A 25498-nucleotide genomic window follows, 5' to 3' on the forward strand; every position below is an offset into this window, starting at 1 on the left:
CCAAACAACCGCCCTGACATTTCGATACTGCGTTTATCGGTGTAATTTAAACATTGCCACTGGGTTGGCGCGCTGTGATCAAATAATACGTTTGGGTTTTGTGCATAATCAGGCTTGCTATGTTGATGGTAAGTCGAGGGTGCTTGCTCAAACTCACTATTAGCCTCATAGCTTAGACTTTCAAAAATTTGTAAACAATACGGATCTTTTTCATCGGGGTGTAACTGAATTAAATTGGCGCTATGCAGTGTTGCCCAATTACATTTTGCTGTCAGTGCACAGGCAATCGTGCTGACATCTGAATAACCCACCAACCATTTAGGTTTGGCATTTTTAATTGCGCCAAAATCAAGTAACGGCAATATTTCCATTGCCAGCTCTCCGCCCATTGGCGGCATAATCGCATCTATTTTATCATCCAATAAAAAGTCCATTAGTTGCTTGGCATGCTGCTTAGCAGTAAGTTGAGTTCGCGGCTCGTTTTGACGTAAAAACTCCCCTTCAACAACCTCATAACCTCGATGTTTTAAGCCATTAATGACGATGTCTAACCGTGGGTGATATTTTGATTTGATCCCCGCTGATAAAGAACACACGGCGATTTTAGATCCCACTTTTAAAGGTGCTGGATACAGTATATTTGCCATATTATTTCCTTATTGAAGAATAGGTTACTACCATAACAACATAGCCTACATTTACAAACAATGAATAATAATTGACCGGTATCTAAACCAAATATAAAAACCAAGCATAAAAAAACCAGTGCTTATTGCTAAGCACTGGTTTTTATAAAACGTTAAAGTGAGTTAACTAATTAAATATACTCAACCTCAATGATTTCGTACTCTACATCACCTTTTGGCGTTTTGATAATCACAGCGTCATCCGCTTGTTTACCAATTAAGCCGCGAGCAATTGGTGAATTAACAGAAATTAAATTACTTTTAATATCTGCTTCATCATCGCCAACAATCTGATATTTAACTTCAGCGTCGGTTTCAACATTAACGATGGTTACTGTAGTCCCAAAAATCACTTTACCTGTATTAGGCATCTTTGTTACGTCAATCATCTGCATGTTTGAAAGTTTTGCTTCAATTTCTTGAATACGGCCTTCACAAAAACCCTGTTGCTCACGCGCAGCGTGATACTCAGCATTTTCTTTTAAGTCACCGTGTTCACGTGCATCAGCAATATCAGATACAATTTTTGGACGGGTAACAGTTTTTAATTCGTTAAGCTCATCGCGCAATAATTTTGCGCCACGAACTGTCATTGGAATTGATTGCATACTTTTCTCACTTAATCCCAAGGCCATGGTTATGGCCTTGGCACATTTCCTTAGTTCAATCGCAGGTGTAGTTCTTGAACAGACGTCACTTTACTGCGGTCATCTGCTTGGTTAGCAGTACAGTTAGCAAATGCCGCATTCAATGTCGTAGTATAATTGGTTTTGTGCTGCAATGCACCACGACGTAACACCTTCGAATCTTCAATCGCTTGGCGACCTTCGGTGGTATTAACGATATAGCTATACTCGCCATTTTTGATTCTATCAAGAATGTGCGGACGACCTTCGTATACTTTATTTACACGGCGAACCGTAATTCCAGCATCTTCAAGTGCAGCAGCTGTTCCACCTGTTGCATCTAGCTCAAAACCAAGGTCTGTCATGGTTTTAGCTAGTTCTACAATACGTGGCTTATCGCTATTACGTACAGATAGTAACGCGCGACCACCACGTGGTAAAGTGTTGCTTGCACCTAATTGTGCTTTTGCAAACGCTTCGGCGAAAGTATCACCAACACCCATTACTTCACCCGTAGAGCGCATTTCAGGTCCACGAATAGGATCCACACCTTGGAACTTAGCAAATGGCAATACCACTTCTTTTACGCTGTAGTAAGGTGGAATCACTTCTTTAGTAATGCCTTGGCTTGCTAAAGATTGACCCGCCATACAACGTGCCGCTACTTTTGCAAGTGCTACACCCGTTGCTTTAGATACAAATGGAACTGTACGTGCTGCACGTGGGTTTACTTCGATTAGATACACTTTGCCATCTTTAACCGCAAACTGCGTATTCATCAAACCAACTACGCCAAGTTCAAGTGCCATATCAGTTACTTGCTTACGCATCACATCTTGCACTTCTTGCGTTAGCGAGTGAGCTGGTAATGAACATGCTGAGTCACCAGAGTGAACGCCTGCTTGTTCAATATGCTCCATGATGCCGCCAATAATCACTTGCTCGCCGTCGCAAATTGCGTCAACGTCAACTTCTATCGCGTTATCTAAGAAACGGTCTAGTAATACTGGCGCTTCATTTGATGCAGATACGGCTTCGGTCATGTAACGACGTAAGTCTTGCTCATCGTATACAATTTCCATCGCACGACCACCTAATACGTACGAAGGACGTACTACCAGTGGGAAACCAATTTCAACTGATTTAAGTAGTGCTTCTTCAGTAGAGGTTACCGTCGCATTTTCTGGCTGCAGTAAGTCTAAACGCTCAACAAGTTGTTGAAAACGCTCACGGTCTTCTGCACGGTCAATGGCATCTGGTGAAGTACCAATGACTGGCACGCCGTTAGCTTCAAGCTCACGCGCAAGTTTAAGTGGCGTTTGACCACCGTACTGCACGATAACGCCTTTTGGCTTTTCAACACGAACAATTTCAAGTACGTCTTCAAGCGTAATTGGTTCGAAGTATAAACGGTCTGATGTGTCGTAATCGGTAGAAACCGTTTCAGGGTTACAGTTAACCATAATAGTTTCGTAACCGTCTTCGCGAAGCGCAAGGGCTGCATGAACACAACAGTAATCAAATTCAATACCTTGACCAATACGGTTAGGTCCGCCACCAATTACCATGATTTTATCACGGTCAGATGGGTTAGCTTCACACTCTTCATCGTATGATGAGTACATGTAAGCAGTGTCTGAGCTAAATTCTGCGGCGCACGTATCAACGCGTTTGTACACAGGTACAATATTGAGTTGATGGCGCTTTTTACGAATTTCAGCTTCTGATACACCGGCAATTTCTGCAATACGCGGATCTGCAAAGCCTTTGCGTTTAAGTTTACGCAAGAAGTCTGCATTTAAGCCGACCATACCGACTTCTGAAATTTTAGCTTCATCTTTTAGGATGTCTTCAATTTGTACTAAGTACCAAGGGTCAATCTTAGTTAATTCAAATACATCTTCAACGCTCATTCCATGGCGCATCGCATCGGCAATGTACCAAATACGCTCTGCACCTGGCTCACGTAATTCACGAATGATTTTTTCTTTTGCTTTAGGGTCGTCAAGCGCCACAATTGGGTTAAAGCCTGTTGCGCCTACTTCTAAACCACGTAATGCTTTTTGTAATGACTCTTGTTGGTTACGACCAATCGCCATTACTTCGCCTACTGATTTCATTTGCGTTGTTAAACGGTCGTTTGCACCGGCAAATTTTTCAAAGTTAAAGCGAGGAATTTTTGTTACCACGTAATCGATTGAAGGCTCAAACGATGCTGGGGTTTTACCGCCAGTAATATCGTTTTGAAGCTCATCAAGGGTGTAACCTACAGCTAATTTCGCTGCAATTTTAGCAATTGGGAAACCCGTTGCTTTAGACGCCAATGCAGATGAACGTGATACACGTGGGTTCATTTCAATGATAACCATGCGGCCATCAACAGGGTTTACACCAAATTGTACGTTTGAACCACCGGTTTCAACACCAATCTCACGCAATACGGCCATAGAGGCATTACGCATAATTTGGTATTCTTTGTCGGTTAATGTCTGTGCTGGTGCAACCGTGATTGAGTCACCTGTGTGCACACCCATTGGGTCAAAGTTTTCAATAGAACAGACGATAATACAGTTGTCTTTTTTGTCACGAACAACTTCCATTTCGTATTCTTTCCAACCAATTAACGACTCATCAATTAATAACTCGCTGGTTGGTGAAAGGTCTAAACCGCGCTCACAGATTTCTTCAAACTCTTCCATGTTGTAAGCCACACCGCCGCCGGTGCCGCCCATTGTGAAAGAAGGACGAATAATACACGGTAAGCCGATACGGGTCATGGTATCGCGCGCTTCATCCATTGTATGGGCAATTTCAGCACGTGGACATTCAAGGCCGATGTTACGCATAGCAACATCAAAGCGTTCACGGTTCTCTGCTTTATCGATTGCATCAGCTGTTGCGCCAATTAGCTCAACGCCATGCTTAGCCAATACACCGTGCTTGTCTAAATCAAGCGCACAGTTTAATGCTGTTTGGCCACCCATTGTAGGCAGTACAGCATCTGGCTTTTCTTTTTCAATAATTTTTTCAACAACTTCCCAGTGAATTGGTTCGATGTATGTTGCATCGGCCATTTCTGGGTCGGTCATGATAGTTGCTGGGTTTGAGTTAACGAGTATAACTCTATAGCCTTCTTCTCTAAGTGCTTTACACGCTTGAGCACCAGAGTAGTCAAATTCACAAGCTTGACCAATTACAATTGGGCCTGCGCCTAAGATAAGAATGCTTTTTATGTCGGTACGTTTTGGCATTATTACTCCGGTTAAATTAGTGGTTACGCGCTTGCATCAAATCGATGAAGTGGTCAAATAATGGGGCTGCATCGTGCGGACCAGGACTCGCTTCAGGGTGACCTTGGAAGCTAAATGCTGGTTTATCTGTACGGTGAATACCTTGTAATGTGCCGTCAAATAACGATTTATGCGTTGCACGTAGGTTATCTGGTAATGTGGCTTCATCTGCAGCAAAACCATGGTTTTGTGCGGTGATCATTACGACATCGCGGTCAAGATCTTTAACTGGGTGGTTACCACCATGGTGGCCAAACTTCATTTTTACTGTTTTAGCACCTGAGGCAAGCGCTAATAGTTGATGCCCTAAACAAATACCAAAAATTGGCGTATCGGTTTCTAAAAAGGTTTTAATTGCATCAATGGCGTAAGTACATGGCTCAGGATCGCCAGGGCCGTTTGATAAGAAAATACCATCTGGGTTTAAGGCTAGTACGTCAGCGGCAGAGGTTTGTGCAGGTACTACGGTTAGTTTACAACCACGATCAACAAGCATACGTAAAATGTTACGTTTAACACCGAAGTCGTAGGCAACAACATGAAACTTTTCATCATCAGCGTGTAAGGTTTTAAACCCCTCGCCTAATGTCCAGCTTGATTCGCGCCACTCAAAATTTTCCTTGGTTGAGACAACTTTTGCTAAATCCATACCTTTTAAGCCTGGGAAGGCTTGCGCGGCTTCGAGCGCTTTTTTCTCGTCTAGTTCGTCACCAGCAACAATACAGCCATTTTGTGCGCCTTTGTCACGCAAAATACGGGTTAGTTTTCTGGTGTCGATGTCCGCAATACCTAAAATATTACGTTCTTTTAAGTAATCATCTAACGATTGCTCGTTACGAAAATTACTCGCTAGCAGTGGCAAATCACGGATCACTAGGCCTTTAGCCCAAATGTGACTCGCTTCTTCGTCTTCGCTGTTGGTACCCGTATTACCGATATGTGGGTACGTCAAAGTTACGATTTGTTCCGCGTACGATGGATCAGTCAAAATTTCTTGATAACCAGTCATAGACGTATTGAATACTACTTCACCGACTGACATGCCGTCAGCGCCGATTGCAGTACCGCGAAACACTGTGCCGTCTTCTAGGACTAACAGAGCGGATTTAGTCAAGTTAAACCTCCTAACAGTAAAAAACGGGAGTAAGCAAATTGCTTAACACCCCGCCAATACCCAAATAATTGGTCAAAACCTGATTTCTGTGAGCTTAAATTGTTTTACGCAGTCTTAAATGATGCCGATGTAAACCACTAAACCTTCATTCATTTTTCTTGCCTAAAACTCTTTTCATTCCCACACAAACCCCGGTTTTGCTAACCATATGAGTATAATTGGAAACACGCATTTAGTAATTTTTGGCAAATTGGCTGCATTCTACATGAAGTTGGCTTTTAGGTCTAACGCTAATTAGTAAATTGTAATAAATAAGTGGTTATAGCAAAAAACCACCCCAAAGCGTTAAAAAAGGAACTTAACTACTTTAAATCTAGCACATCTTGCATATCATAAAGTCTTGCAGGTTTATTTTTCAACCACTGCGCAGCTCTTATAGCACCTAGCGCGAAGGTCATTCGCGAACTTGCTTTATGGGTTAATTCAAGTCTTTCGCCCATTGTAGCGAAGTAGGCCGTGTGTTCACCTACTATATCACCGCCCCTTAGCACCGAATAACCAATTTCATTTTGTGATTTGGCCTGCTCTATGTTGTTGCGATCATAAACGGCAACCTCATCATGATCCCACCCTTTTGCCTGAGCAATCGACTCGCCAATGGCAAGTGCAGTGCCCGATGGCGCATCAATTTTATGACGATGATGTGCTTCAAAAATTTCTATATCTAAATCATCGCCTAGTTTTGTCGCTGCCGTTTGCACTAAGTTAAGCAGTAAATTTACGCCCACGCTATAATTACGCGCAAATACAATCGGAATATGTTTAGCGGCATCCGTTAATAGCGCCATATCGTCATGAGTTAAGCCGGTGGTGCCAATTACCATAGGTGTTTTTTGCTCAACGGCTGTTTTTAAATGATTTCTCATGCCTTCAGGCAAAGTAAAGTCTATAAGCACATCTACATTTTCAACCTGCTGTTCACTGCTAAACTTAATCTCTTTTGCCGCTGCGCTATTAAGCTGATTAACGGGCAGGTCTAATAACGGTGACTGACTGCGCACATAGGCCGCCGCTAATTGTGAATTTTTATTGATTGTTGCTGCTTCTACAAGTGCCAGGCCCATACGGCCATTCGCACCAAACACACCTACTCGATTCATCTTTTTACAACCTATGTATTTTTTAGTTAGCTAGATTTTATCTAAAACTCATGTAATAGTCAGGAAAGCTTATAAAAAAGCTTCGATTATTTTAGGGTCTGTTGACCTTTGCGGATTAAAATTTGTTTAAACTAGGAGCGGTTTAATCGTGGCGCGAGGTTTGTAACCTAGTGGGCTAAGTAAAAACCGAGCAACAAAGAGTAAATCGTCCCTAGGCAGAACCCTTCGGGCAGCGCCTGTTTGGCATTGATGCTGCGTTATCGCCTATTTATGGGGAACAACCACACCACATAGGCTCTGCCTTGCCTAAATACCAAACAGACTGCTGCAAATTTAACCTTGAAAGATCAACAGACCCTCATAATATTAACAGATAGTCTTTGCATTTAGCCATCTATACATTTAAACTTCCTTTTTTGCGCCGATTTGGTCTTTGGCTTGCGGGCGCTGTTGAGTTACTTATCTGGTTAGATAGTAAAACAAACAACTAAATTCAGCTAAAAGAGGGATGCTTTGGCTGTTTAATATATCAATCGGTTTCGATTGCTATGAATAATTAACGAGGATTATGATGCAGCCATCATTTGATAAAAATAAAGCAAGATTTTCTTTGCTCCCCCTACTCACCTTTGTTGCTATTTTTTTAGGCTCAGGCTTATATTTGCAATCTCAAGGGGTTGATTATGCATTTTATCAACTCCCAGCACCGGTCGCTATTTTACCCGCGATTGTTTTAGCCTTTATTTTAAATAAAACCAGTATCAACCAAAGCGTAGAGACCTTTATTAAAGGTGTGGGTAATAACAATATTATTACCATGTGCCTTATTTACTTACTAGCGGGTGCTTTTTCGGCGGTTGCAGGTGCAACCGGCGGTGTGGATGCGGTTGTTAATGCTGGTCTTTCACTTATACCTCCTTCATTATTACTGCCTGGTTTGTTTTTAATAGCGGCGGTTATTTCTACTGCGATGGGTACGTCAATGGGAACTATCGGTGCTATTGGCCCAATTGCCTATGCAGTATCTATTAAAACAGGAATTGATCCAGCTTTAATGGCCGGTACCATTGTATCTGGTGCTATGTTTGGTGATAACTTATCAATAATTTCTGACACCACGATTGCTGCTACGCGTACGCAAGGCTGTGAAATGAAAGATAAGTTTAAAGAAAACCTTAAAATTGCTGTTCCGGCCGCCATACTCACTATTGCATTGCTATTATTTTTAACGCCTGCAGCACAAGTAGTTGATACCAAAGACTACGATATTTTATTAGTACTTCCTTATGCCTTTATTTTAGTCCTGGCGGTAATGGGCTTTAATGTGTTTGTCGTGCTGTTAAGCGGTATTGTGTTTGCCGCATTAATGGGCTTTACCGGCAGCTATGAAGGTGCAAGCTTTGTAAAAGATATTTACAAAGGCTTTAGCGACATGCAGGAAATATTTTTACTGTCTATGTTTATTGGTGGCCTCTCTGAGTTTATTCGTATTAATGGCGGCCTCGACTATATCGCTCAAAAAATTCAAGCTATTACTAAAGTCATTGCCAAATGGCACCGTAAAGTAGCCGATCAGTTAGGGATCGCGGCATTAGTTGTCACCAGTAATATGTGTATTGCCAATAATACCGTGTCTATTATTGTGACAGGCCCTATTGCTAAAAAACTGGCTGATGATGGCGAAATTAGTGGTAAACGCTCTGCCAGTTTATTAGATATTTTTGCCTGTGTAACCCAAGGGTCTTTGCCTTATGGCGCGCAAGCATTATTACTCGGTGCTACATTTAAAATTAGCCCGTGGGATGTTTCAACCTCATCTTACTACTGCTTTATTTTAGCCTTTACTGCTATTGCTGTTATTTGTTTGCGCCGCAATAAAGCATAATCTCCTTTTTTACAGTGTATTAGCTGTGTGCTAATACACTGTTTATCACAATAAATAATTAACAAATTAACCGTGTTTGCTATAATGTGATATTCAGCGTGTCACATAAAATATGGTTATGAAAATTAAAAACTTACTTCCTCTCGTTGCACTAAGTGCGTGTGCCTTAAGTTCAACAGCTACCGCTGCTAATTGGAGCAATACGGCGCTTCATATTAACAACGGCAACCACAAAAACCCATTTACTGAACAAAAATCTAATACCACGGTGTACTCAATTGAGCATGCTTCTGGACATGATTATGGCGATAACTTTTTCTTTATTGATTACAGTACCGACAGCAACGATGATGGCTTTCAAGATCAAGACTTTTACTTTGAAGGTTACTCTACACTTAGCTTATCTGCGGTAATGGACGAAAAAGTAGCGTCAGGGGCGCTTGTTGATGTTGGCCTAACCATGGGTATTAATGCTGCAGGCGATGCCAAAGTGGTTAAATATTTACCAGGCGTAAAATTAAGCTGGGATGTGCCTGGTTTTAATTTCTTTTCAACCCTTATCAGTGCATACATTGATGATAGCGAAGGCGTTGCAAAAGGCGGTGCACCCATTGAAACTAACAGCTGGATGTTTGATGTAGCCTTTGATTACCCGTTCATGATTGGCTCGCAAAAGTTTAACGTAAAAGGCCATGCAGAGTACATTGCTGAACGCAAAGATGAGTTTGGTAACGATGTGCGTGCTTGGTTTTTAGCCCAACCTATTATTGTATGGGATATGGGACATGCGCTAGAAATGAAAGAAAATACCTTACTGTTAGGTATGGAATGGCAATACTGGCACAATAAATTTGGTACTGATGTTAGCGAATCAGTACCGCAAATTCATTTAGAATGGACCTTTTAAAGAACAAAGTAAATTAAGAAGTGCGAACCATTTCGCACTTTTTTAAGTTCAAAAATATATGTTTTATCCAAGTATTAACCTACCGACAATTAACTGAGAAGTAGTCGTCCCCGCTCATTACTTCTAACTCAGGAAAGTGTGTTATCAGACTATCATAGCTTTTTTTAGATTGGATTTTGAGTGCAAATGCAGCTCGAAGGTGTTGCGGTTCAATGTGAGCTCCATTGCGAGTAAAAAAGTCTATAAATGCTTTATTTTTCTTATTTTCATAGGTCATTGGATCACCGGAATGGATAGAAAACTCTGAATAATTTTGGATAAAGAAATAAAGAGGATCCAATTCATTCTTATTATCATAAGCAACGCCACCCAGCCTAGTGTTTAATATAGCGAAGGGTTCAAAAACGCCTTTAGCTGCAAAACTATTCAATAAACTCTGCGCATCTTTTAACTGCTCGAAATTTAATGAATTAAGCCACAATGTTAACCCTTTTAATCCTGCCAACCCTCCTAATAATTCCGAATGACTACTCAACGGTTTTAAACCCACATTACTTAGTCTAGCTATAATTTCTTGCTCATTTAAGCTAGTTGCTTGCAGGTAATCTCGAGCAAAAATAACTGCTAAAATAGATTTTGCTTCAGGTAACAAAACAGGTAAATCTAAGTTTTCTAAATCGAGTTCCTCCAACGAGGAGCTTTGATCAGCCATTGCTTGATTAATTATCTTACTCACTGAAGTCATCTGACTTTTTATTAACGGTGAGTTCTGTAAAACTTTTTTATTTTTACAGTGCTTAAATTCAGGTGAAGATTTGATCTTTGCAATAAATGGCTGGTCTTGCTGCAAAAGCATGATAGCGGATTGTAGCTGCTGTTTAGTCAACAACAGATTTAAAATTGAATTTAAAGGAGAAAGTTGATTATTGTTAAGTACATCATATGGGATTTCTGAAAAAGTCCGTTCAATTTCGTTAAAAATTTCAACGGCAGAGGTATTTGTTGAGCTGACCTTTTTGTAAATCGTATCTGTGGGCAAGTTTTTCCAAAGTATATCCAAAAGGTCAGTGTAATCAACAACAGTTGTTATGTTTAAGTCAGGTGCGTTAACATAATCGTATTGAGCGATTAATCTTTCACTATTCGGTATTGATTGTAAAATCGGAAACAACTTTTCAACTGACTCTGCTAATGCTGCTTTATCGTACCAAGTTTTAGCCACTGACCAGTAACTCGAAAACCATATTGCCTCGGCGACCTGCTTTGCTGTATACCCGTTTTTAAATGCTTGTGATGCTTTTAGCTCAATATCACGTTCATTATTATCTCGTAACTGATACTGCTTATAATTTAGCTCTTTGCATTGTTCCTCATTCGGGATATCAGTAGGAAATGGCTGTTTAACATAAATGTTTTTGGCGTTTATGTTATTCCCGAAATTAGCTTTTGGCTTTTTAATACCAACATTGGCTTCTGTTGGTGCAAGCAGGATTGAATTTTGACGCTTACTGGATAATATACTAAAAAATATAACTAAACTGATCAAAACAACGCTAATGATTACAACTATTTTTTTCATCCTTGAATCTTCCTATTTTTGGCCTACTTCAAACCACATGTTTTCATTTACAAGTTAGTTTGATTAAGCTCGCAAACTAATGTTAAACGAGCTTATAAGGTTTTGTTAAAACTTACACTGCGGATTTTTACCTTGTGCTTTAGCTGTTTTTTGCTCACTAAGCGCTTTACCCATTTGCGATTGTAAATTTGCAATACGGCTTGTTGGTGCTGGGTGAGTTGATAAAAACTCTGGCGTTGCCCCACTGCCCGCTTGACTCATATTTTGCCAAAGCGTAACAGACTCTTTAGGGTTGAAACCTGCTTGCGCCATTAAATCTAAACCAATAACGTCAGCTTCTGTCTCATGTGAACGACTAAACGGTAAAACCACACCATATTGAGCGCCAAGACCAAGTCCTTGCATAATTTCATTGCGGTATTGCACGTTGCCCATTTCAAGCGCCGCACTGCCCACTTTCATTCCGGTTTGTAAAATAGAGCTTTGTGAAACACGTTCATTTGAGTGCTCTGCAATCACATGACCGACTTCATGGCCTAAAACAGTGGCAAGCTGATCTTGGTTTGTGGCTATTTTTAATAGCCCAGTGTGCACCCCAATATAACCGCCAGGCAATGCAAAGGCGTTTGCAGATTCATCTTCAAATACCACCACTTCCCAATTTTGAGATGCATATTCTGTAGGAAGCACGGCCACTACTTTTTCAGCAATGCAATTGACGTAACTGTTTACTTTTGGATCTTTATTTACCGGCTGCGTTTTTTTCATCTCTGCAAAACTGGCAGTGCCCATTTGAGTCATTTGCTGATCTGAGTAAAGCGCAATTTGCGTGCGCCCAGTTGGTGATGTTTTACAACCTGCTAATACTGCACTGGCTAGAACTACCAAAACCAATTTTTTCATTGTGTTACCCTAAAAAAGTTTGTTACTAAGTATAGAATACCAAACGCGGTGTTAGTTTAAAATCTTTGCTTTTTGCAATTAAACAATTAAGTTAGCAGGCAAACTAAGTTTATCCAAGGCTATTGCCCTGCTATACTGCCCAACCTATATTCGTTGTTTTGAGTTTTTAAATGAGCGCTTCGGCTTCTTCTTTTAATACCCGTATTTTATTGCCTTTATTAGCCAGTATTGTCGCGATCACGCCTTTAGCCATTGATATGTATTTACCGGCGATGCTCGTGATTGCCAACGATCTCAATACCAGCATGCCAAATGTTCAAATCTCGTTGAGTATATACTTAGCGGGTTATGCATTGGGCATGTTGTTTTTTGGCCCCATAGCCGATCAAATTGGCAGGCGTAAACTGGCACGAATAGGACTCAGTTTATTTGGCTTAAGTTCACTGGCGTTAGCATTTACCACTGAAGTGCATACTTTTTGGGGGTTAAGAGCTGTACAGGCATTTACAGGCGCGGCCGCTACGGTTGTCGTCCCTGGGATCATTAGGCACATATATCAAAAAAATACTGCTAAAGGTATGTCGTACGTGTCTATGATCATGATGATAGCACCGTTACTTGCCCCCTCTATCGGCTCGGTTATTTTAGGCTTTTCGGTGTGGTCGACTATTTTTATTGTTTTAGCGACCTATAGCTTTGTTATTTTACTCTTTGTGCAACGTTATTTAATCGATATTCCAATATTTAAAAATGAGCGAAAAGGATTAGCATTATTCTTCTCAAGTTATAAAGTGGTATTAAGTAATACGCACGCCCGCGCCGATATTTTAAGCTCAATGTTTGTGTCGTTTGGCTTTTTTTGCTTTTTAACGTCCGTCCCTTATATTTACCTCGACCTATTTAAAGTATCAGAACAATTGTTTGGCCTGTTATTCGCTTTTAATGTAATGGCGTTGATGTTTGGTAATTTTTTAAATACTCGCGTAGTGCCACGTATTGGCTCACGAAAAATGCTTTATTATGGCTTAATGTGTGGCTTTATCTCTGGCGCAGCATTACTTAGCTTTAGCGTATTAAACTTGTCACTTTACTTTATTGTTGCGGCTATTGCTCCGTTGATGATGAGCCTAGGCATAATAGCAAGTAATGCAGATTCATTGATTTTGATGAAGTTTGAACAAAATACCGGAACTGCCACGGCGGTTATCGGCACCTTACGTTTTGGTAGTGGCGCATTAGTTGGCCCTATATTAGCGGTAATGCACGCACAAAGTGCGGTTCCATTTTCAAGTTTAATGTTCAGCGCAGTTGTACTCACTATCCTAGTGCAGTTAATACATTATTTTAAAGACAAAAAAAATGCCTCATAATGAGGCATTTTTAAATTGTATACTTAATTAAGCGTCAGCGGCTTTAGATACCATGACCATTGCAGGGCGTAATAAACGGCCGTTTAATGTGTAACCTTTTTGCATTACTGCTAAAACAGTATTTGGTGTTACATCGTTGCTTGGTTGGATTGACATTGCTTGATGAAAGTCTGGGTTAAACTGCTCACCTTGAGGGTTTACAATTTCAACACCAAATTTAGCTACCGCGTCGTTAAAGCTTTTCACTGTCATATCAATGCCTTCAAGTAAAGGCTTAAGCGTTTCATTTTCTTTATCAGAAAACTCAATAGCACGCTCTAAGTTATCTATAACAGGGAGTAATTCATTAGCAAACTTTTCTAGTGCAAATTTGTGTGCTTTTTCTACATCTTGTGCAGCGCGACGACGCATATTGTCCACATCTGCAGCAGCGCGAACTACGCTATCTTTTTGATCTGCAATAGTTTGCTTTGCAGTTTCAAGCTCGGCATATAACATAGCAATTTCTGCTTCAGGGCTTTGCTCTTGCTCAGCATGTTGTTCTGCTGCTTCAACTGCCGCCTCAACGTCAGCTTCCATTTGCGTCACTTCTTCGTTCAGTTCTACTTCTTGCTCTGGGTTTTGTGTCTGCTCAGACATAAAATATACGCTCCAATTCTTTACAACTGCGGTAATTATGGGGATTGAATAAAAAGATTCAAGAGCTCAATGGCTCTAATAATTTAAATTCTTGGATTATTTTCTCTAATTGCGCTGATTTTGGACAAATAACACAAAAGCGACTCTGATATTCTTGATTTTGAAAATACGGCACACTAATCACAATGAGTTCATCGCAGCTACTGAACGGTAAGTTTTCAGTATTGAGAATAGAGACCCCATTTTTAAAAGCGAGTTTATCTTCAACAAAATTTAAAAATGATACACCAATATTAAGGCTTTGCTCACAATCTATTTTTTTATAAAGGTAGTTTTCGCCAACAACGATACTGTTATCTGAGCCTAATTTTTGGCTTAGCTCACGGGTCCATTGAGTTAAAGAGTCATGACAATTACGCGGAGCCGTATTGGCCATTGCCTGCATTCGGTAGAGGCCTTCAATTAAAGATTGTTGACTAAAAACCGTATTGAGCCAAGTAGCAAATTCATAGCGTTGGCTATCGCTAGGGTCATGAGGCTTATTAATACAAATATTGTGGCTCTGCCCTGCTCTATCTAAGAGTAAAATAAGCCAGTTGTTTGCATCAAAGTCGAGCACTTCTACCCTAAATACCTGCTGTGTTCTAACCTGCGGTAGCCCCACACAACAGCATACTTGGTAACGTTGACTCAAGCCATGTGCTAGCTCAACCAATTGTGCCTGCTCAGGTTGCCAATAATTAGCAATATCATTGAGCGTAAAAAACTCATCAAACCAATAGTCAAACCCATCATTGGTTGGCACTCGGCCAGCCGATGTATGTGGTGAATACAACAAGCCTATTTTTTCAAGGCGCGCCATCGCGTTACGCACAGTGGCAGAGCATACCGCCATACCTTTTTGCTTTGCAATTTTTGTTGACGGCACAGGTAAGCCATCGCCATTACAGTACATACTCATAACAGCGGCAAATATTTGCTGATCTCGTGGGTTTAGTTTCATGTTATCTACATCTTTATGCATAGCTGTTATATCGGGGCTAAGTATTATTATTTCAAGTATAAAAAATACAATAAATCTAAATTTTACAGTGAATTAATTAAATCCGCTGGTTATTACTAAGATCTGTGTTTTCAAACACTTCTGTTTTAGGTTACTCTACAAATATTAGAACTCTCAGTGTATTTATTATGGACTCTCCCTTTAACACTATCGGCTTGATTGGTAAGCCAAATCATCCTAATGCTGCCGCTACTTTACAACGATTACATACGTTTTTATTAGCTTTAGGCTTTGAGGTGATTGTTGAAAAACGTACAGGGAGTCAACTTAGTGATGTACCGAGCGACAAACTCGTAAAGCTCGTTGATTTAGGCGAGCGTGCCGACTTGGCGATTGTGGTTGGAGGCGATGGCAACATGCTGGGTGCTGCACGGGTGCTTGCTCGCTTTGATATAGCCGTAATTGGTGTAAATAGGGGTAATTTAGGCTTTTTAACTGATTTGAATCCAGAAGGGTTTGAGGGTAGCTTAGAACAGGTACTCAGCGGCGATTACATTGAAGAAAAACGTTTTTTATTAGAAGTTGAAGTGTATCGTCATAACGAACTTAAAAGCGCTAATTCTGCAGTAAACGAAGCAGTGCTTCATGCTGATAAAGTAGCACATATGATTGAGTTTGAAGCCTTTATAAACGATGACTTTGTATTTTCTCAACGCTCCGATGGTTTGATTGTGTCGACTCCAACAGGCTCAACGGCATACTCTTTATCAGGCGGTGGGCCTATTTTAACACCAGAGCTTAATGCAATGTCACTGGTTCCGATGTTTCCACATACTTTATCAAGTCGCCCTTTAGTGGTGGATGCTGATAATGAAGTGCGTTTAAAGCTTAGTTTAGAAAATACTGATAGCTTACAAGTAAGCTGTGACAGCCATGTTGTACTCGCCGTATTACCGGGTGATGAGGTAGTTATACGTAAAGCTGACAAAAAATTACGCTTAATCCACCCAAAAAATTATTCTTATTATAATGTGCTACGTAAAAAGCTAAATTGGGGTAGCCGGTTATACTAATTTTATTGCCAAACATGCAACTTTAGCGCAAAATATCGGGCTAAAATTTTTAAATATCATCAGGAAAAAGTAGTAATGACTTATGTAGTGTTTCTTGCTTTATTATTATTAATTACTTTACTTGGCAGTTACTTGCTAATTGAGAGTAATCGAAAAAAAACCATTGAAGCAAAGAAAAAACTGTTTAACGAGCGCGTAGCAAGTACTCAATCACGTTTAAAAATAAAACTAAACGAATTACTTGATGCAAATGTCATCAGTGCTAAGCACCTTCCTCGAATTCAAGCAGTTGTAAGTAACTTTTTCGTGGTACAGCCTCACACCGATGAAAATTTAGTTAAGTTGGAATCGTTATGTGACCAACTTATTAACATACTTAACGAAGAGCTTATAAAAACCTATAAAAGTAATAATAGCCAAGCATTTGCCGACAGCACTCAATATTTTATAGCAGAGTTGCCAGCTCAAGGTATTTTATACAATAAAAATTTTTACCAAGAAGTCCTTCCTACGTTAATCTTAAAGTTGAAAACTGAAGACCACATACAACCAGTTGATAATATTGAGCTTAACGATGAAACCCTCCCTATTGATGAAGAAAAAAAAACACTAATTGAGTCCAGCCTTGCTTAAAATATAGAAATTTAATTTGCAATAAACCAAAACACTGTATAAATTAACAGTTAATTCACTGGATGGATGAACAGTATGTTAATTGGTTTAGAAATTAAAAATTTTGCAATTGTAAGTAATTTAAGCACTGAATGGCATTCGGGCATGACCGCTATTACCGGTGAAACGGGTGCGGGTAAATCAATCGCTATTGATGCGTTATCATTGTGCCTTGGAGAACGAGCAGAGGCTTCAGCTGTGCGCCCAGGCACTGATAAAGCCGAGGTAAGTGCGCAATTTGATTTAAGCAATTTGCCACACGCCCATGCATTTCTAGAAGAGAACATGCTTAATAATGACGATAACGAATGTCTACTTCGTAGAGTTGTTTGCAAGAATGGCCGCAGCAAAAGCTACATTAATGGTAGCCCTGTCACCGCTGCACAGCTAAAAGAACTAGGCCAATATTTAATTTCTATACACGGTCAACATGCACACCAGCATCTATTAAAAGCAGAGCATCAATTACAGCTACTGGATGCTTACGCCGGGCACCAAAATCTAGTTAATGCTGTAAGCCAACGCTATAAACGTTATGCTGATTTACAAAAAGAATTTAAACAACTAGAACACCAACAACAACAACAAGCTGCGCAAAAACAATTATTAGAATATCAAGTGGCTGAGCTTGATGAATTTGCGTTGCAAGCTGGTGAGTTTGAACAAATAGAAGCAGAGCATTATAAGCTCAGTAACAGCCAAACTATTTTGCAATCTTGTCAGCGCGAGCTACAACATTTATACGAAAGTGATGAGCAAAATGCGTGCTCTCTTTTACAACACAGCGCACAACAATTTAATGAACTTGCACATTATGATGAAACCCTGGCCAATGTAGCAGCATTACTGACAGAAGCAGCGGTTCAAGTTGAAGAAGCAAGCAGAGAAATACGCAATTATACTGAACAAGCTGACTTAGATCCTACTCGCTTAACGGAAGTAGAAAACAGACTCAGCGGCGCTATGGATTTAGCAAGAAAACACCATATAAAGCCACAAGAGCTCGTTGAGTTTCATCAAAATGTAACACAAGAACTAGACTCTATAAGCAGTAATAGTTCGCGCCTCGAACAGCTTGAAGGTGAAATTGCAGATGCTCTTGAAGATTATCAAACGGCTAGTGAGGAATTAAGTGCTAGTCGTCATCAATACGCCAACACGCTAAATGGCTTGATCAGCGAAAGTATGGCTAACTTATCCATGGAAAATGGCGTATTTGAAATAGCTCTTACAGCACATACCGATCGCTCTCCAAACAGCTTAGGTTTTGATAATGTATCGTTTTTAGTATCAACAAACCCAGGGCAACCATTACAACCTTTAGCAAAAGTAGCCTCTGGTGGTGAGTTATCACGTATTAGTTTGGCTATTCAAGTTATTATTGCCCAAAAAGTAACGACTCCAACACTTATATTTGATGAAGTAGATGTCGGTATTTCTGGCCCTACAGCTGCTGCAGTTGGTAAACTGCTGCGCCAATTAGGTAAATCGACACAGGTAATTTGTGTAACCCATTTACCGCAAGTGGCCAGTAGCGCTCATCAGCAATTTTTTGTTGCCAAAGAAATTGCAGACGGTGAAACGTTTACTCATATGCTGGCATTAAATAAAGATGGCAGGGTTAATGAAATTGCGCGTTTGCTGGGTGGTGACAACATTAGCAAAACAGCTAAAGCAAATGCGAAAGAGCTTATAAAAGCGCACGGATAAAATTATACATTTATAGTGCGTTACCTTGATACGGTGAGGATACCTTGATGCAAACAACGGTCATTTATTTTGGCTTAGCAATTAACTGGCTACTACTTATAGTTAGTGTACTTTTAGCAATGTTTAGCAAGTTTAAACACACACAATTTAAACAAGGATTATATCGTTTTTTAAATGTGGCATTAATTGTACATATTGTTATTGCTGTTATGTTAGTTTTTAGCAGCACAGCTATTACTGGCTTAATAACACTTAGTTTGTTGGTTATTGCCCTACAGCTTGTTTGTAACGTTATCTGCTATAAAAGTGTGAAACGTCGACAAGCCAGAGTGAAACCGAGCCTTGATCACTTCTCGATGGATTAACTAACATAGCGTTTAAAAATGCCCGCAACCTGTGTATTGCGGGCATTTTTATTTGTAAAACTGAGGGAATAAAAAAGCAAACCCGAAGGTTTGCTTTTGACTCCATTCTAACAAAAGAATTATTTACACTTTTAAATAATCCATAATGCCTTCTGCAGCATTACGCCCCTCAAATATAGCAGTAACCACTAAGTCTGAACCACGAACAATATCACCACCAGCAAATATTTTAGGATTAGTGGTTTGATGTGTAAATTCACCTTGCTCAGGTGCATTAATACCGCCCCAGTGGTTAATTTCTACATCGTACTGTTCTAACCAGTCCATTTTATGTGGCTTAAAACCAAATGCCATAATCACTTGTGTGGCTTCAATAATGTGCTCTGATCCGGGGACTTCTTCAGCACGACGGCGGCCGTTTTCATCTGCCTCGCCAAGCTGAGTTTTTACCATTTTAACGCCGGCTACAGCACCTTTGTCATCAAGTACAATCCCTTTAGGCTGAACGTTATAAGTAAAAATTACGCCCTCTTCTTTTGCATTTTTTACTTCGCGTTTTGAACCAGGCATGTTCTCTTCATCACGACGATAAGCACACGTTACTTTTAACGCATTATGGCGAATAGAAGTACGCACACAGTCCATTGCTGTATCACCACCACCTAGTACCACTACTTTTTGGTTTGCCATATCAATGCAGGCTTGTTTAGACTCATCGTAACCCATAACACGATTAGTGTTACCAATTAAGAATGGCAGGGCATCATGCACCCCCGGTGCATCTTCGTTCTCAAGCCCTGCACGCATACTTTGATAAGTCCCCACTCCCAAAAATACAGCGTCATACTCATTAAGAATTTCATCCATGCTAATGTCTTTACCTACTTCGACATTAAGTTTAAATTCAACACCCATTTCGGTAAATATTTCGCGACGTTTTTGCATGACTTCTTTTTCTAATTTAAAAGAAGGAATACCAAAGGTTAACAACCCACCAATTTCAGGGTGACGGTCAAATACCACAGGCTTTACGCCATTACGTACTAGAATATCAGCACAACCTAACCCTGCTGGCCCAGCACCAATAATAGCCACTTTTTTATCAGTCCATGTCACATAAGACATGTCTGGCTTCCAGCCCATTTTGAATGCGGTATCGGTGATATATTTTTCAATATTACCGATTGTTACCGCTCCAAACTCTTCATCTAACGTACATGAGCCTTCGCATAAGCGGTCTTGTGGGCATACTCTTCCACACACCTCTGGCAAACTGTTAGTACGGTGCGAAAGCTCAGCGGCCTCTAAAATGCGCCCTGTACGGATCAGTTTTAACCATTGTGGAATATAGTTATGTACTGGACATTTCCACTCACAATAAGGGTTACCGCAATCAAGGCAGCGATCTGCCTGTGAATTAACTTGGTTTTCTGAAAAGGGTTCATAAATTTCTATGAACGATTTTTTACGCGACGAGATTGGTTTCTTGCGTGGGTCTACACGCTGCACGTCTATAAATTGATATACATTTTCGCTCATACTGCCCCCTTATTGCGCTTGAACACGTAGTTCGGCGCTACTGCGAGCGCGATGCCCGAGTAAACTTTTTACGTCACTTGATTTAGGTTTTACTAATTTGAACATCGGTAAATAAAGTTCAAAGTTAGCTAAAATAGTTTCTGCTCTGCATGAGCCTGTTAGCTCTAAATGGTCAGCAATTAAGCCGCGTAAATGCTCTTGATGTGAACTCAAATCATCTAAAGTAACCACTTCAACCAACTCTGGGTTAATGCGTTTCTCAAAATCACCTCGTTCATCTAAAATATAAGCAAAACCACCGGTCATACCTGCACCAAAGTTAACTCCTACATTACCAAGTACACATACCACACCACCTGTCATATATTCACAACCATTATCACCAACACCTTCAACAACAGCTTGCACACCCGAATTACGCACAGCAAAACGCTCACCAGCACATCCGGCTGCAAACAATTTACCGCCTGTGGCACCATATAAACAGGTATTACCTACGATGGTTGCTTTGTGACTTTCAAATGACGAACCCAGTGGTGGGCGAACGACTAGCTTACCGCCAGCCATCCCTTTACCAACGTAATCGTTGGCATCACCAACTAAAGTCATTTCAAGGCCGCCAGCATTCCATACCCCGAATGACTGGCCAGCTGTACCATGAAGTTCAATCACCACTGGATCTGCTGCCATACCTTGATTACCGTGCTTATCAGCAATATAACCAGAAAGCATTGCGCCAACAGATCTATCGGTATTACATATACGACTCACTAATGAAATGCCGCTTGAATTATCAATTGCCTCTTTTGCCTTGCCTAGCAAGCTCTCATTTAACTCACCTAAATAGTGCGAGCTATTTGGTGCACTGCAAAACAGTGTTTCACCCGTTGGGTTGTTCGGCTGAGCGATAACCGCTGATAAATCTATTTTTTGCTGTTTGGCTGTTTTGCCTTCAATGGCTTCGAGTAAATCTAAGCGACCAATCAAATCGGTTAGGTTTGCAACACCTAAACTTGCCATAATTTCACGAGCTTCTTGAGCTATAAACTTAAAGTAGTTCATCGCCATTTCTGGTAAGCCGTGATAATGCTTTTGGCGCAGTGTATCGTCTTGGGTTGCCACACCAGTAGCACAGTTATTTAAGTGACAAATTCGTAAGTATTTACAGCCTAACGCCACCATAGGTCCGGTACCAAAACCAAAACTTTCAGCGCCTAAAATAGCTGCTTTGATGATATCAAGACCGGTTTTTAAACCACCATCTGTTTGCAGGCGGATACGATGACGAAGGCCGTTTTCTACTAATGCTTGTTGCGTTTCAGCAAGGCCAAGCTCCCATGGGCTGCCAGCATATTTAACCGAGGTTAAGGGGCTTGCACCTGTGCCACCATCGTAGCCTGAAATAGTAATTAAATCGGCATACGCTTTTGCAACACCGGTTGCAATTGTGCCAACGCCCGGTTCAGACACCAGTTTTACTGAAATCAGTGCATTCGGGTTTACTTGTTTTAAATCAAAAATCAGCTGGGCTAAATCTTCAATAGAGTAAATATCATGATGCGGTGGCGGTGAAATTAGTGTCACGCCTGGTACCGAGTAACGAAGCTTGGCAATATAGGGCGTTACTTTTTCACCTGGTAACTGCCCGCCTTCGCCCGGCTTAGCGCCTTGAGCCACTTTTATTTGAATGACATCCGCACTGCGTAAATAATGAGGTGTTACACCAAATCGACCTGAGGCCACTTGTTTAATCCGTGAATTTTTTTCTGTACCGTAACGAAGTTTATCTTCGCCACCTTCGCCAGAATTTGAGCAACCACCTAAACGGTTCATAGCAATGGCTAGTGCTTCATGCGCCTCTGGTGATAATGCACCAATACTCATCGCTGCAGAATCAAAACGTTTATAAAGCTCAGCGGCAGGCTCTACCTCATCAATGCTTATACCCTTTTCTGGCAGTTTTAAAGCCAACATATCGCGCAAAGTCGCGACTGGACGGTGATTAACTAGCTTTGCGTATTCGCTGTAATCACTATACTCGCCGCTACGTACTGCTTTTTGTAACGTTTGAATCACATCAGGGTTGTAAGCATGATACTCGCCGCCGTGAACGTATTTAAATAAACCGCCATGGCTTAATAATTTACGTTTACTAAGCGCCAGTTTATGCAAGCTTTGCTGATCGTCATCGAAGTCGCTAAAACACGCCCCTTTTATGCGACTTGCAACGCCCTTAAAACACATCTCAACAATCGCGTCCGATAAGCCAACCGCTTCAAACAACATCGAACAACGATATGAAGCCACGGTGCTAATACCCATTTTCGACATGATTTTGTACAAGCCTTTATTAATTGCTTGACGATAAGCCAGTGTCACTTCGCAGTATGACTTATTAATTACCTTACTATCGCTCATGGCCACAAGTGACTCATACGCTAAATACGGGTAGATTGCGGTTGCACCAAAGCCAAGTAGAACCGCAAATTGATGCGCGTCACGAACGCTGCCGGTTTCAATAATGATGTTAGACTCACAGCGTAAGTTATTATCTACCAAGCGTTTTTGTACCGCACCCACCGCCATAGCTGCAGGAATAGGTAATTGATTGTCATCAAAGTTACGATCCGTTAATACCAGCATAATGCAGCCAGATGCGGCTTTTGCTTGTGCTTCATCACAGATGCGCTTAACCGCATTCTCAAGGCCTTCTTCTACGGTGTAAGTAATATCAATCTTACAATAGCTGTAGTGCGCTTCATCGGCGTTAAGTAGCTGCTGCATATCAGCGTACATTAAAATAGGCGTATCAAATTGCAGGCGTTTAGCGTGCCCTGTTGTTTCATTAAATACGTTTTGCTCACTACCAATACACGTTGCCAACGACATTACATGGTTTTCACGTAACGGATCAATTGGCGGATTAGTAACCTGAGCAAACTTTTGACGGAAATAATCATAAAGTGAACGGTGCCCTTCGCTTAGGACGGCAAACGGCGTATCGTCACCCATTGAGCCAGTGGCTTCTTGCCCATTTTCACCCATGACACGAATGACGCTGTCTAGCTCTTCATTAGTATAGCCAAACATCTTTTGGTATTTGACTAGAGTTGCATCATCGAATGAGCGATTACCTGCATCTTGCTCAGTCAGTGCTTCAAAAGGTGTTAAGCGTTTAACGTTTTCTTCTAACCACGATTTATAAGGGTGGCGTGATTTTAAGTCTTGGTCAATTTCATCTGAATGCCAAATTTTTCCGAGTTTGGTATCAATAACCAGTAGCTCGCCTGGGCCAACACGTCCTTTTTCTACCACCTCGTCAGCGGTGTAATCCCAAATTCCCACCTCAGAAGCTAAAGTAATAAAACCATCTTGAGTAATAATATAACGCGCTGGACGTAAACCATTTCGGTCTAGGTTACAGGCTGCAAAGCGCCCATCAGACATAACAATGCCTGCAGGGCCATCCCACGGTTCCATATGCATAGAATTAAAATCATAGAACGCACGTAAGTCGTCATCCATAGCTCGATTTTTTTGCCATGCTGGCGGCACTAGCATGCGCATCGCACGGAATAAATCCATACCACCAGCTAAAAATAGCTCCAGCATATTATCGAGGCTAGATGAGTCAGACCCTGTCTCATTAACAAACGGCGCTGCGCTTTGTAAATCAGGAATAAGTGGCGAAGCAAATTTATAAGAACGGGCACGTGCCCATTGGCGATTACCTTCAATAGTATTAATTTCACCATTGTGCGCTAAATAACGAAATGGTTGCGCTAAAGGCCAGCGAGGCTGTGTGTTTGTAGAGAAGCGTTGATGAAAAACACAAATAGCACTGGTCATGCGAATATCCGCAAGATCAAGGTAAAAATTAGGCAAGTCAGCAGGCATCATTAAGCCTTTATATATTGTGACTAGCCCAGATAAACTCGCAATATAAAATGATTCATCGTCCATTAGGCGCTTTTCTGCACGACGACGTGCAACATACAAGCGGCGTTCTAAATCTTTAGAACGCCAACCTTCTGGCGCACTAATAAAAATTTGTTCAAAACCTGGCAATTGTTTTAGAGCAATAGGTCCTAACATTGATGGATCAGTTGGAACCACACGCCAGCCCAAAATATTTAGCGTTTCTTTTTCTAGTTCTTCGCTTAAAACATCTTTGGCTGCTTGTGCTAGTACCGGATCAGCATTGAGGAAAATCATCCCAACGGCGTAATTTTTACCTAAATGCCAATTATTCTCGGCAGCAATAGCCCGAAAGAAGCTGTCTGGTTTTTGTAATAACAAGCCACAACCATCACCCGTTTTACCATCAGCAGAAATACCACCGCGGTGCTGCATGCGATCTAAACCGGTGATCGCCGTACGAATGAGTCGGTGACTCGCTTGGTTATTAACTTGGGCTATTAAGCCAAAGCCACAATTATCTTTTTCTAGTTTTGAGTCATATAACATGGACCCCTCCCCTTGCTGCGCTGTTAACGTTGATGAACGGCTCGACGATTTGCTAACAGACGAACAAAATTAGCGTTATTCCACCCTTGAGTCAATATTTTTATGAATACATATTCATTATATTGAATATATTTCAACTTAATTAAAAATCATAAAATAATGCCAACCATTAACATTTGCATAGATATCGAATCGAAAAATAGATTGACACCGGTGTTATTTTTAAAAACTTGTAAACAAAAAGCATGCACGACTAGCAGTTTACGTAAACGTAAGGTGAGCCAAAAATGAATAACTATTCATTAGGTGCTATTTCCTCTTTTGTGCTGTATTAGTAATTCATCTGAACACGACATTTAATTACAGCGGCTTCTATTAGCGCATAGTTTATTCAATAGATTTAAACGCTCCCCTCATGTTATGCATTAATTAACAACTTGCTTTGCTTTACGTTGAGGTAACCTCATCCCATAGACAAATCAAAAAAGTGCCCGCAGCGGACACTTTTTA

General features: G+C 40.8%; 18 protein-coding genes. 7 read left to right on the forward strand and 11 right to left on the reverse strand.

The annotated features are described in order from the left end of the window. The 5 genes from P20311_RS11955 to dapB all read right to left on the reverse strand — a co-directional run. Positions 1 to 647: LD-carboxypeptidase (locus tag P20311_RS11955; RefSeq protein WP_036985138.1), on the reverse strand; the 647-nt coding region annotated here is incomplete at its 3' end. A 170-nt stretch (positions 648 to 817) separates the two neighbouring features. Further along, on the reverse strand, positions 818 to 1294 hold the full coding sequence (gene greA / locus P20311_RS11960) for a transcription elongation factor GreA (protein ID WP_010388635.1): 477 nt from the start codon (positions 1292 to 1294) through the stop codon (positions 818 to 820). Between the two features lie 50 nt (positions 1295 to 1344). Beyond that, entirely contained in the window at positions 1345 to 4563 is a 3219-nt protein-coding gene (carB, locus tag P20311_RS11965) for a carbamoyl-phosphate synthase large subunit (protein ID WP_008113122.1), read from the reverse strand. Positions 4564 to 4579: 16 nt separating this feature from the next. Then, positions 4580 to 5716: a glutamine-hydrolyzing carbamoyl-phosphate synthase small subunit gene (carA, locus tag P20311_RS11970; RefSeq protein ID WP_008113125.1), complete on the reverse strand. Its 1137-nt coding sequence runs from the start codon at positions 5714 to 5716 to the stop codon at positions 4580 to 4582. Positions 5717 to 6078: 362 nt separating this feature from the next. Next, positions 6079 to 6876 carry a 4-hydroxy-tetrahydrodipicolinate reductase gene (dapB, locus tag P20311_RS11975; protein ID WP_008113127.1) on the reverse strand — a complete coding sequence of 266 codons (798 nt, stop codon included), beginning with the start codon at positions 6874 to 6876 and terminating at the stop codon, positions 6079 to 6081. A gap of 571 nt (positions 6877 to 7447) precedes the next feature. Between dapB and P20311_RS11980 the strand changes: the two genes are divergently transcribed. Continuing rightward, the gene (locus P20311_RS11980; protein WP_008113129.1) at positions 7448 to 8761 is read left to right on the forward strand and encodes a Na+/H+ antiporter NhaC family protein; all 1314 of its coding nucleotides are present in this window, start codon (positions 7448 to 7450) and stop codon (positions 8759 to 8761) included. 118 nt (positions 8762 to 8879) lie between these two features. Continuing rightward, a complete protein-coding gene (locus P20311_RS11985; RefSeq protein WP_036932644.1) occupies positions 8880 to 9668 on the forward strand; it encodes a nucleoside-binding outer membrane protein in 789 nt (262 codons plus the stop codon). Between the two features lie 79 nt (positions 9669 to 9747). Here P20311_RS11985 and P20311_RS11990 read toward each other — a convergent pair whose 3' ends face one another. Continuing rightward, complete coding sequence (locus P20311_RS11990; protein ID WP_008113133.1) at positions 9748 to 11247, reverse strand: hypothetical protein; 1500 nt, start codon at positions 11245 to 11247, stop codon at positions 9748 to 9750. A gap of 105 nt (positions 11248 to 11352) precedes the next feature. Then, positions 11353 to 12150: a M48 family metallopeptidase gene (locus P20311_RS11995; RefSeq protein WP_008113135.1), complete on the reverse strand. Its 798-nt coding sequence runs from the start codon at positions 12148 to 12150 to the stop codon at positions 11353 to 11355. Positions 12151 to 12320: 170 nt separating this feature from the next. On the opposite strand from P20311_RS11995, the gene P20311_RS12000 reads away from it, so the two are divergent. Beyond that, complete coding sequence (locus P20311_RS12000; protein WP_008113137.1) at positions 12321 to 13520, forward strand: Bcr/CflA family efflux MFS transporter; 1200 nt, start codon at positions 12321 to 12323, stop codon at positions 13518 to 13520. Positions 13521 to 13547: 27 nt separating this feature from the next. Here P20311_RS12000 and grpE read toward each other — a convergent pair whose 3' ends face one another. Beyond that, positions 13548 to 14159 (reverse strand): nucleotide exchange factor GrpE, encoded by a 612-nt coding sequence (gene grpE, locus P20311_RS12005; RefSeq protein WP_008113139.1) that lies wholly within the window; start codon positions 14157 to 14159, stop codon positions 13548 to 13550. A gap of 58 nt (positions 14160 to 14217) precedes the next feature. Continuing rightward, the gene (locus tag P20311_RS12010) at positions 14218 to 15183 is read right to left on the reverse strand and encodes a hypothetical protein (RefSeq protein ID WP_008113140.1); all 966 of its coding nucleotides are present in this window, start codon (positions 15181 to 15183) and stop codon (positions 14218 to 14220) included. A gap of 167 nt (positions 15184 to 15350) precedes the next feature. Here P20311_RS12010 and nadK point away from each other — a divergent pair, with 167 nt between their 5' ends. The 4 genes from nadK to P20311_RS12030 all read left to right on the forward strand — a co-directional run bounded on the left by nadK (position 15351) and on the right by P20311_RS12030 (position 18982). Further along, a complete protein-coding gene (nadK, locus tag P20311_RS12015) occupies positions 15351 to 16235 on the forward strand; it encodes an NAD(+) kinase (RefSeq protein WP_008464501.1) in 885 nt (294 codons plus the stop codon). A 75-nt stretch (positions 16236 to 16310) separates the two neighbouring features. Continuing rightward, positions 16311 to 16868: a hypothetical protein gene (locus P20311_RS12020; protein WP_008113145.1), complete on the forward strand. Its 558-nt coding sequence runs from the start codon at positions 16311 to 16313 to the stop codon at positions 16866 to 16868. Between the two features lie 75 nt (positions 16869 to 16943). Continuing rightward, positions 16944 to 18617, forward strand: a complete 1674-nt coding sequence (gene recN / locus P20311_RS12025; RefSeq protein WP_008113147.1) for a DNA repair protein RecN — start codon at positions 16944 to 16946, stop codon at positions 18615 to 18617. Positions 18618 to 18664: 47 nt separating this feature from the next. After that, positions 18665 to 18982, forward strand: coding sequence for a hypothetical protein (locus P20311_RS12030; protein WP_008113149.1), 318 nt, complete (start codon positions 18665 to 18667; stop codon positions 18980 to 18982). A gap of 123 nt (positions 18983 to 19105) precedes the next feature. Here P20311_RS12030 and P20311_RS12035 read toward each other — a convergent pair whose 3' ends face one another. Then, positions 19106 to 20521 (reverse strand): FAD-dependent oxidoreductase, encoded by a 1416-nt coding sequence (locus P20311_RS12035; protein WP_008113151.1) that lies wholly within the window; start codon positions 20519 to 20521, stop codon positions 19106 to 19108. Between the two features lie 9 nt (positions 20522 to 20530). Then, positions 20531 to 24988, reverse strand: coding sequence for a glutamate synthase large subunit (gene gltB / locus P20311_RS12040; RefSeq protein ID WP_008113153.1), 4458 nt, complete (start codon positions 24986 to 24988; stop codon positions 20531 to 20533). Between the last annotated feature and the right edge of the window lie 510 nt (positions 24989 to 25498).

Origin of the sequence: Pseudoalteromonas sp. BSi20311, from assembly GCF_000239875.1 — a bacterium.
In the GTDB taxonomy this organism is placed as follows: domain Bacteria; phylum Pseudomonadota; class Gammaproteobacteria; order Enterobacterales; family Alteromonadaceae; genus Pseudoalteromonas.